At 39.0% G+C, this 8,052-nt stretch carries 7 protein-coding genes; 4 read left to right on the forward strand and 3 right to left on the reverse strand.

What is annotated here, in order from left to right:
• Window positions 1–173: 173 nt before the first annotated feature.
• Window positions 174–1,352 (reverse strand): hypothetical protein, encoded by a 1,179-nt coding sequence (locus AC220I_RS14520; RefSeq protein WP_486724572.1) that lies wholly within the window; start codon window positions 1,350–1,352, stop codon window positions 174–176.
• A gap of 306 nt (window positions 1,353–1,658) precedes the next feature.
• On the reverse strand, window positions 1,659–3,128 hold the full coding sequence (locus AC220I_RS14525) for a long-chain-fatty-acid--CoA ligase (protein WP_486724573.1): 1,470 nt from the start codon (window positions 3,126–3,128) through the stop codon (window positions 1,659–1,661).
• 240 nt (window positions 3,129–3,368) lie between these two features.
• Here AC220I_RS14525 and AC220I_RS14530 point away from each other — a divergent pair, with 240 nt between their 5' ends.
• The 4 genes from AC220I_RS14530 (at window position 3,369) to AC220I_RS14545 (ending at window position 6,728) form a co-directional block, all read left to right on the forward strand.
• Window positions 3,369–3,722: a DUF2200 domain-containing protein gene (locus AC220I_RS14530; RefSeq protein ID WP_486724574.1), complete on the forward strand. Its 354-nt coding sequence runs from the start codon at window positions 3,369–3,371 to the stop codon at window positions 3,720–3,722.
• 69 nt (window positions 3,723–3,791) lie between these two features.
• Window positions 3,792–4,364 (forward strand): lactate utilization protein, encoded by a 573-nt coding sequence (locus tag AC220I_RS14535; protein ID WP_486724575.1) that lies wholly within the window; start codon window positions 3,792–3,794, stop codon window positions 4,362–4,364.
• Window positions 4,365–4,674: 310 nt separating this feature from the next.
• A complete protein-coding gene (locus AC220I_RS14540) occupies window positions 4,675–5,880 on the forward strand; it encodes an EAL and HDOD domain-containing protein (protein ID WP_486724576.1) in 1,206 nt (401 codons plus the stop codon).
• Window positions 5,881–6,092: 212 nt separating this feature from the next.
• Complete coding sequence (locus AC220I_RS14545; RefSeq protein WP_486724577.1) at window positions 6,093–6,728, forward strand: YczE/YyaS/YitT family protein; 636 nt, start codon at window positions 6,093–6,095, stop codon at window positions 6,726–6,728.
• A 214-nt stretch (window positions 6,729–6,942) separates the two neighbouring features.
• Here AC220I_RS14545 and AC220I_RS14550 read toward each other — a convergent pair.
• The coding region (locus AC220I_RS14550; protein ID WP_486724578.1) for an FAD-dependent oxidoreductase at window positions 6,943–8,052 on the reverse strand (1,110 nt) is incomplete at its 5' end.

The following is an 8,052-nucleotide window of genomic DNA, read 5'->3' on the forward strand; positions in this document are numbered from 1 at the left end:
AGGACGTAAGGTACAGAGCTTATCTTAATGTCAACAAATAATATAGGGTGAATAAGACTTTTAAAATTTATAAATAATGTGATGATCATCCATCGAAAAAGCGTGCCCATAAGACTGGAGCACGCTTTTTTTGTTATCTAATAGTTTGATTTAAAGGTTTGAACTGAAAGTATCTATTCGACAGTTACAGTGAAACTGAGGTCAAAACTGTAATCCCCATAGTTCAATGTTTTTGTAACGTCCTTTGAACCAGAAGCATTGCCGCTGTTTAGTGGAACTGTAACAGTGAAGCCATCCGCCGTGAAGCTTGTGCCATCACTTAAACTGACCAAAAGGGCATATTGGACCTTAACATTATTTTGTTCTGCATTTGATGCGAGACGATCAGTGCTGATAATAATAACATCCACTGAAAGGACGCTTGGGTCACCGATAACAGGTGGTGCTGCAGGTACTAAGAAGTTAAAGCTGGTTGTTATCCCACTGATTTCTATGGATACCAGATTATTTTCACCTGGGATAAGACCAAATAGTGAATAAGGTTCAATATTCGTCGAGTCATTGCTATAGCGTTTTTCAATTTCGAAAGTCACTTGGTAGGTGCCAGTGTTTTCATCATATATCCAATTATAATCAGAAGGGGATGTAAGAATACTAAAACTTCTGAAATACACAGGTGGTACAAGAGTTGCAACAAGTACAGTATCGCCATTTAGATGTGTGACATCACTTGCACTGATCATAAGATTTTCTGTCCCTAGAAGACTGCCTGAGTAATCAACTTCATCTGTGGTGATGGTGGCATCATCCCAAATTCTAAGGAGTTTATAGGTATAGGTAATGGTGTTTGAATCCGGATCATATCCTGTCCAAACCAAGTCAGTAACATCAAAGCTTGTTACATAAGGGACGTGTACAGTCTGTGTTACGGGTGCTGCATTTGTGTGCACTTTGCCTGCGGTTTTTCCATTTTTATAAATGGTGTATGCTTGAAGGTTGATATTGATATCGCCTACAGCACCATTAAAAGTATAATCGTAAGCGAATGACCACAAGTTGTCGCCTAATTTTATGATATTTGCAGAAGGGGAGACATCCACACCGTTTACTGCAAGAACCAACTGAGGTCCGTCAATGTTAACTGTGCCGGTTAACATGACATGTTCTTGATACTTTTCGATGGAAACTTCTTGATAGGTTAAAACGCCGGTTTGAAAATTATTGATGGTTCTAGCTGGTGTAACACTTGTTTCATCTATTTGCGCACCTGCTGCGACTGAAACTGCAAAAAGGCTACTGAAAATAAGGCAAAATACGCTAAATAATCCTAATAATCTAAATTTGTTTTTCATAGATCTTCCTCCTGAATCAAAATGGTATATATGGTTACTTCATTATGTTTTAATTTATGAACATATCATACACCTAAATGATAATCGTTGTCAACTAATATTTAGTACAAAAGTCCTATAATTTCAGGATTATTTTAGTTACAAAGAACTATTTTGTATTTCCAATACTTGCAGGTTTTGAGTCTTTAAAAAAATATTAAGGCAAAAAAATCGACCCTTGATAAAAGCCTTGGTATCCATAAAGCAAACTTTATGGGAAGGGCTTAAAATCAAGGGTTTTCACCTTATTATTAAGAATTTGACTTACTATACAGTCATTTGATCCTCATAATGTGAGACTTCTTCCTTCAAGATTTTTTTCATAATTTTACCCGTGGCATTTTTAGGAAGTGATTCTCTCACAATTATTTTTCGAGGCAGCTTGAAACTGGCAGTACGATCAGCAAGATATTTTTTCAAGTCTATTAAGTTGAAGGGTTCGCTATCGGCCACGACGATAAAGGCTAAAAGAGATTCACCCTTCTTTTGATCTGGTACGCCAATAACGGCAGCCTCTATGACGCCCTTATATTGATAAAGCGTTTCTTCGATTTCTCTAGGATAAACATTTAAACCACTGACAATGACAATGTCCTTTATCCGATCGACGATGTAGCAATAACCCTCTTCATCAAGGTAGGCCACATCACCTGTATGGAGCCAGCCATCAATAATGGCACTTGATGTCGCTTCAGGTAAGTTTAGATAGCCCTTCATGACATTCGGGCCCTTAACAAGAAGCTCGCCACGCTCACCAGTTGGTAAATCGTGCCCTTGCTCGTCTACGATTTTAATAGATATGCCAGGAAGTGCCTTACCGATTGACCCGGCTCTTGTGTCATCTAAAGGATTTAATGAAACTGTAGGAGATGCTTCTGAGAGCCCATAACCCTCAAATATTTTCTGATCAAATTTTTGCTCGAATGTGTCAAGGACCTGAACCGGCAATGCTGCACCGCCTGAAATAAATAGACGGACGGTACTGAAGGCCTCTTTAGAGCCAACCATGAGGTAGTAATTGTACATAGCGGGAACACCACTTACGATGGTGATTCTTTCTTGCATTATGGTCTGAACGACTTCCTTAGGTAAGAATGCGTCCATAATGACTATAGTGGCACCTGCATATAGGGAGGTCAAGACACTTACTGTCCATGCAAAACTATGAAACATTGGCAGTACACATAGAACCTCATCCTCTGAAGTCATGTTCAAATAGTGCGATACGCATTCAGCGTTGCTGCAAAGGTTCTTATGCGTTAACATAGCACCCTTTGGAAATCCAGTGGTACCTGATGTATATATGATGACGACAACATCATCCTCATGACGATTAAGTTCTTTTGGCACGGTGATTTTAACTTCATTGATCACACCCACAAGTTCCGGAATGATGTGCTGGTGATAATGAGGTGCGATATCTAGCTTTGACATGGTAACAAGATGTTGCATCTTGGCATCCTGGGCAATGTAGGCAATTTCACTTGCTGTAGACATGATGTTAAGTGGCACGACAACCGCACCAAGCGAAACGATGGCGAAGTAGGCATATACAAACTCAGGCGCATTTTTGTAAAAGAGCCCAACATTTTCGCCTGGCTGAATACCGATGTTTTCAAAGTAACTACGATATTTTTGAATGGTATGGTCTAAAGTTCTATAGGTGACAGAAATCCCTTCTGATTTTAATGCAACAAGATCGAGAGCGTTCGATTCGTAAATTTGATGTAGCAACATAAACACCTCACAGTCAATTTTTTCTATAAGACAACATTTGATTTGATTCTATCATGAAAAGGTTTATAAAAAAAATAAAGAGTTTATAAATCTTTTGACTTGACCACTTGGAATATACGGGTCTAAAATGATAGAATGACTTTAAACCATATGACTATAAACCATGTAGTTTTAAACCATATAGCTTTAAAGCGATTCGTAACAAGCTCTATAAAGCAAAAGAGGAGAGGGGTGAGTCTTATGCCAAAACCAAGAATTTATGAAATGAGCTTTGCCAGTATTTACCCTTTATATATTGCAAAAGCTGAGAAAAAAGGACGAACAAAGGCAGAGGTGGACCAAATCATATTTTGGCTAACAGGTCATAATCAGGAGACCTTATCAAGTGCTTTAAAGGATTTGATTAAGGTCGAAGACTTCTTTGAAAAAGCGCCTAAAATGAACCCCTCTAGAATACTGATTAAGGGTGTAGTCTGTGGTGTTCGCGTAGAGGATATAGAAGACCCGATCATGAGAGAAATTCGATATTTAGATAAAATGATCGATGAGTTGGCTAAGGGCAAGGTCATGTCGAAAATTTTGCGCGAAGAATAGTCTGCCATCATTTAGGAAATTTGGGGTTGAGAAAGGGGCATAATAATGGGTGATATGACCAATTTAGAGATGAATTTAAAAAAGAGGGGCTATGCCGTTACTCGGTTTTCAAGAGGTGAAGACGCTTCCGCCTATTTAAATGCTATGATTGACAAGACGACAGTAGGAATAGGTGGTTCTGCTACAATTAAAGAAATTCAGGTATATGACACGCTCAAGACACACAATGATGTTTACTGGCATTGGGAGCAGGAAAAAGATGAGGCAAGAATGAGTGCTATGAACACAGAATACTACTTAACCTCAGCAAACGCCGTTTCTGAGAGTGGAGAGATTATAAATATCGATGGTTTGGGAAATCGAGTAGCATCTACCTTGTTTGGTCATAGGAAAATATTCTTTGTAATTGGTCGAAATAAATTGACATCGACCTTTGAAGAGGCCGTTTGGCGTGCTCGAAACGTCGCTGCTCCAAAGCGTGCTAAGCAATTGGGACATAAAACACCTTGTGCAATTAAGGCAGATAAATGCTACGACTGTGCAAGCCCAGAGAGGGTCTGTAGAGGACTTGTAACACTTTGGGCACCTATGATGGGAATGGAAGCTGAGGTTATTCTAATTGATGAAGATTTGGGACTTTAGAGATTTGGCGTGATTTTGTTAAAAAAATATAATAATATTATTGATTTATATAGTCCTGATGATATAATAAAGTAGGTCCTGAGACCTACTTTATTTGTGTTATAGATCATTTGTTTTCATCCAGATTTGTGCAAGACGTTTCAACTTGCAAAAAGCGATTAGATGATAAGGGTAGCGGCGAAACATGGTTTTGACTGTAAATGATATAGGGATAAAGTATATCCGTACACACGATAAAGGTGAACTAATAATAGACTGAATGTCGCACGAATGTGCGACAAGAGGGTGTTAACGAATTGAGGGAATACATATGTTAATTGCAAGACAACCAATATTTGATATGGCTTTAAATGTCTATGGGTATGAGCTCTTATATAGAGCGAAGCATGATTCAAACATATATGATGGTGTAGATCCTTTTATATCAACATTATCTGTCATATCAACATTATTTGAAAATGGTATAGATAAGGTGGTCAACAATAAAAGGGCCTTTGTTAATTTTGATGAATTGGGACTCTTATCTGGCGCCTTTGAATTGATGACGCCAAAACATTTTATAATCGAAATATTAGAGGATGTTCAAGCAAATGATAAGGTTCTTGAACGCGTTCTGTTGTTAAAAAATAAGGGCTATCGTATAGCGATGGATGATTTTAACAGGGATCTGTCAACCTGCAAGTTGGCTTTTCATTCAGATATTATCAAGTATGACCTTCTTTCAAATCCACTTAGTGAAATTAAAGACCAAGTTAAAATTGCGAAAAAGCAAGGTAAAATATTACTCGCTGAAAAGGTTGAAAATCAAGAAATGTTTTTAATGGCCAAGGAAATGGGATTTGATCTCTTTCAGGGCTTTTTCTTCAGCAGACCTAAAAACATTATGGCAAAGCAAAAAAAACCAACAACACGCAATCAATATGTTAGAATATTAGATGAATTAAACCAAAAAGAGCCGTGCTTTCAAAAACTTGCTGAAATTATTGAAAAGGATCCTTCACTGTCATACTTGCTTTTAAGGGTAATTGGTACAAAGGAATCTGAAGGGCAGGTATATTCCATAAAAAGAGCCCTGACGTATATGGGACTTAATGAGCTTAAACAGTGGATCAGTATATTAATGATTCAAGATTTCTGCAAAAAGCCGCCAAGCGAGTTGGTCAGAATTGCCTTGTTGAGAAGTAAATTTGCTGAACTTATCATCAGAAGAAGTCGAATGCATAATCTCAAATTCGAAGCCTCATTGCTGGGACTCTTCAGTGTGATTAATGCCATTTTAGAAATGGATATGAAGCAGGCACTCCGTGACATACCACTATCTGACTCAATTAAGTTAGCTCTAATCAATGAGAAGGGACCTCTTGCGCCAATACTGAAATTGATTAAAGCTTATGAATGTGGCGATTTTAACCACATCAAGGAAAACCTGCAGGCATTTAATATGAACGAACAAGACTTGCTAGGTGATTATCTATCTTCGATTGATTGGGCAGATGCAATTGTAATGCTGCTTTAAAATTGAAAAGAAAAGATAAAAGTAATCTCGATCATGTGTATTGTAATTAGGGGGAAAAAGGGTATATAGAGGACGTATAGGGTCAAAAGTAGGCATGAGGCAAATATAGTACACAAATTTATAGAATTGACGAGACACTTAAAGGGTTTATAAAAGATTTAAAGGCTCTTATCTAAAGGAGCCTTGGGTTTAATAACAAGGGAGAAAGTAAAATGAATGAAAAACAAAAAAGAATTTTTATGACAGTTGCAGGGGTTTTAATTTCTGGATTTAGTGTTGGCATTTTCAATTTTTCACTCTTTGGGATGGACCCCTTTCAGGTATTTGCACACGGTGTGTGGGAGCATACACCGATGGGCTACGGTACTTTTTATACGATTGTGAATTTGATCATGCTCATAGGCGTTTTCTTTATTGATAAATCCAAGATTGGACTGGGGACCTTAATCAATATTTTCCTCTTGGGCTATGTGGTACAGTTTTCATCTTGGCTGTTTAATGTTTGGATTCCTGAGCCCTTATTATGGGTAAGAAGCATAGCGCTTGTCATTGGCATACTGATTATAAGCTTTGGGTCAGCCCTTTATTTTACAGGGGATTTAGGTGTTTCAACCTATGATGCGGTGGCACTTATTATGGCAGAGAAAAAAATTGCCAAATTCCAGTACTGCCGTATGGGAACGGACCTTGTTTGTACCACAATCGGTTTCTTACTTGGGGCTACCGTTGGCGTGGGCACCTTGGTCACCGCATTCTTTATGGGACCAGTGATTGCCTTTTTCAATAGGACTGTGGCTGAACCCTTTAGATACGGTAAAAATAGACCCGTGACCTCCAAGGAAAGCTAAATTTACTTTATGGTATACCTTTTGTTATCATCCAGCTCAGAGCAAGACCCTTCAACCTCAAACAGGGTCAGCGAAAATTGGTTTGAGTCATCATGAGATGGCTTAAATGTTGATGTGAAATGGCGCTTCAAAAAATACACCCCCATAATTTGGTCGATTTCAGTAGATGACCAATTTGTGGGGGTGTTTTAATTGTCTGATATGGCAAATGAGACTATGCGTCTAAACCTGCGTGGTGACCTTGATAAATAGCAGTGGTAATGGTGGATGCCTTAACACAGTCACCTATGGTCATAACAATTGGTGCTGAATCTCTGAGTTTTTCAACCGTGTCAAATCGAGGTCTTTGACCTAGAGCGCAGACAACGCTTTGTCCTTCAACCAGGATTTCTTGTCCGTCAGAAGTTATACATGTCACGCCATCTGCAGAGACCTTTTTGCCTGTGTGGTTGGTAAAGACTTCAACGCCGACCTTTTTAATTTCTTCAAGCAGTAGCGGACGGTGTCTGATATTTGCATCTGGTGCAAGCTCGCTGTTCATTTCGATAAGTTTAACAGCTTTGCCTTCTCTTGCAAAATGGATGGCAATCTCACAGCCTGCTAGGCCGCCACCTAAAACAACGACGGCGTCTTTAATTTGATCAACATGGTGGTGATAATCGTTTACAATGACAACATTTTCGCCATCGAGCCCATCTATGCGAGGTACTAGTGGCTCTGAGCCAGCTGCAACGATTACGACGTCAGGGTTTTCACCCTCAATATAGGCTTTGTCTGCAAAAGTATTTAGTCTGATGTCAACGCCTGCTTCTTTTACTAGGGTACCAAGTGTGACACCTAAGCGGTACATTTCATATTTAAATGGAATTGCTTGTTCTCCGATGAGGATGCCACCAACTTCTGAATCTTTCTCGCAGAGAATAACCTCATGACCCCTTCTTGCTGAAGTAAGCGCTGCCTGTAAGCCACCTGGACCGCCACCAACAACAAGCACTTTTTTCTTAATAGGTGCGGGTTGGATTTCAAGTCCGTCTATTTCACGGCCAATAATTGGATTTACAGTACAACGACGCGTTGAAGTCACAGCGCGTTCAGCCATACAAACATAACATCTAAGGCAGTGAACAATCTGATCATCTTTGTTTGTCATAACTTTTTTAGGGAGTTCATGGTCTGCGAGTAATGCTCTTGCCATCTCAACGACATCAGCTTTACCAGAAGCGATAATTTCCTCCATCATTTCAGGGTGATTAAGTGCACCAATTGTTGCAACAGGAACACTTACATGCTTCTTGATTTCTTCGGCAAGGTAGACATTTGGTCC

The sequence above is a fragment of the Fusibacter sp. genome (assembly GCF_057447755.1).